Source organism: Streptomyces sp. NPDC059832, from assembly GCF_042731715.1.
Taxonomy (GTDB): Bacteria; Actinomycetota; Actinomycetes; order Streptomycetales; family Streptomycetaceae; genus Streptomyces.
Map to the genome: position 1 here is coordinate 1 of NZ_JBHWIY010000107.1, position 1,671 is coordinate 1,671.

Here is a 1,671-nt window from a genome sequence, read left to right on the forward strand (position 1 = left end):
ATGAAGTTCGACATGGGGGCGCAGGTTCTGACGAATCTGTCGTCGAAGTCGCGTGGGTCGAGTGATGATCTGGGTACGTTGATTCGTCAGTTGTTGCAGGCGGCGGCGCCGTTGGAGGGGAAGTTCAACGGTGCGGGCCGTGCGGCGTTCGATTCGTTCAAGGGTCGTTCGGATGAGATCACGGCGGCGTTGAACGGTTCGCTCTCGGCTCTTCTCGGTGGTCAGTCGGGGATGGAGCAGGCGTTCGGTTCGGGTGATCAGGAGCAGGGTGACAACGCGCGGCAGCAGATGTCGGCGGCGAACTTCGACGCGGCGCGCTTCGGCGGCCGGTGACAACGGGGAGTTGGGTTTCTGATGGCTGGTGACGGTGACCGTCGTTCGTACGACATCGGTGCGTCCGCGGATGCGCAGGGCAATATCCAGGTGGTGATCGGGCGGTTGGAGGAAGTGATCGCGGCGCGGGACGGTCAGGTGAAGGCGGCGATGGCGGACTTCGCGGCCGATGGTGTGGCGGACGAGTACCACGGCAAGGAACTGCGGTGGAACCGTTCCTCGCAGGAGGTCAGGAACATCATCCAGTTGCTGAAGACGACGCTGGAGAAGAACGACGGCACGGCGCAGCACACGATCACGCGTGCGAAGGCCGCGGTCGACAACATCGGCTGACTCGTCCGGGAAACCTGCCTGGGGGTGGGTTCGGGGTCGGGGCGGTAACGGGGAGCATGAGGTAGGGCATGACCGGCTGGGATCTGAAGCCGCAGGGTATTCAGGGTGTGCTGAAGACGACGGGTGAGATCGCGTCGAAGATTCAGACGTATGCGACGTCGTACGGGGATCATCTGTCGTCGGCGGCGTCGAGTGCGGGCACGATCACCGCCGAGGGCGGCGACGGCGGCAGTGGCGGCGGTGGTGGTGGGGGCAAGGGCGGGGAGGGTGGCGAGCAGGCGGTTGGTGGTCTGGTCGCGTTGGCGTTGTCGCAGTTCGCGGAGCACACCACCCCTGATCTGAAGTTCATCGCGGCTCGGGCGGGGAAGTCGCTGACGGGTGCGGTGGATGCCACGACCGCGTATCTGAACGGTGACCTGGACATGGCGGCCGAGGCGCAGCGCAAGGCGTTGGGTGCGGTGGATCTGGATCCGGAGAAGCCGGGGGTGCAGTCGCGGTGATCAAGCCTGAGGCGATTCCGCAGTACACGGGTGATCTGGGTCAGCTGGAGAAGGATCATGCGAGCCTGACGGCGGATGCGGGTCATATCCGGGACACCGGTTCGTCGGTCCATACGCATTTCCAGGCGTTGTCGGCGTATTACGAGGCTCCGGAGGCGGAGCAGTTGTTCGCGTCGACGAAGCCGGTGCAGGACCGGGCGGACGGGTTCGCGGACGATCTGGAGAAGGTCGCGTCGTCGTTGTCGGACTATGCGGCGGAGATCCGTCCGCTGGTCACGAAGCTCGAACAGCTCAAGGCGGACGCGGCGACGTTCGTGAACGACAACAAGGACGATGACGACTGGGAGTACGACGGGGACAAGGTCGAGGAGCACAATCAGCTCCGTGACGACATCACCGCTGCGGTCGCCGCGTTCTGGGCGGCGGAGCGGACCTGTCACAACAAGATCACCGCGTTGTTCGGCGGGACGCAGATGGTCGCCGGGGACGGGTCCGAGCGCAAGGA

Annotated in this window: 3 protein-coding genes and 1 pseudogene; all 4 read left to right on the forward strand. The window is 64.9% G+C overall.

Features of this window, described 5'->3' with window-relative positions; translation table 11 throughout:
- Positions 1 to 333: hypothetical protein (locus ACFV8T_RS45520; protein ID WP_266415905.1), on the forward strand; the 333-nt coding region annotated here is incomplete at its 5' end.
- Between the two features lie 21 nt (positions 334 to 354).
- On the forward strand, positions 355 to 666 hold the full coding sequence (locus ACFV8T_RS45525; protein ID WP_385339787.1) for a pore-forming ESAT-6 family protein: 312 nt from the start codon (positions 355 to 357) through the stop codon (positions 664 to 666).
- A 68-nt stretch (positions 667 to 734) separates the two neighbouring features.
- Positions 735 to 1,166, forward strand: coding sequence for a DUF6507 family protein (locus ACFV8T_RS45530; protein WP_385339790.1), 432 nt, complete (start codon positions 735 to 737; stop codon positions 1,164 to 1,166).
- Positions 1,163 to 1,671 (forward strand): annotated as a pseudogene (locus ACFV8T_RS45535) (protein phosphatase); the annotation flags it as partial. The gene ACFV8T_RS45530 and the pseudogene ACFV8T_RS45535, both read left to right, overlap by 4 nt.